This is a genomic window from Treponema sp. R6D11, assembly GCF_054786075.1.
This window is the reverse complement of the sequence record NZ_BDHD01001412.1, coordinates 1-309: the sequence shown is the minus strand read 5'-3', so window position 1 is coordinate 309 and position 309 is coordinate 1. Positions and strand designations below refer to the sequence as shown.

The 309-nt window shown below is 43.7% G+C and carries 1 protein-coding gene; it reads right to left on the bottom strand.

From position 1 onward, the window contains the following. On the bottom strand, positions 1-246 hold a 246-nt coding region (locus ACYVTD_RS18960; protein WP_461249128.1), incomplete at its 3' end, for a hypothetical protein. Between the last annotated feature and the right edge of the window lie 63 nt (positions 247-309).

The following is a 309-nucleotide window of genomic DNA, read 5'->3' as shown; positions in this document are numbered from 1 at the left end:
ATCTACCGCATATTCCATTCTGGAAAAGGCATTTTCGTTTGATTGCGGATCCTTTCTTCTTTCACGTTGTGATTTACCTTCAAAACGCCCGGATGTTCTGTCTGCTGCCAACCCCAACGCTTTTTGTTGTTCCATGTACTCTTTGAACGCAAAATAATTTTCTTTGTCCCGCTCCGACTGGAATGGTGTTTCTTCCGTAGTTCTTCCGGCGATTTCTGGTATCGCCCCTTCCTCGGTTGCGGCCATAACAACGTAGCCCGAAAATGGCACGGATATTTCACATAATGAATTTCAAGAGCTAATAAAAAT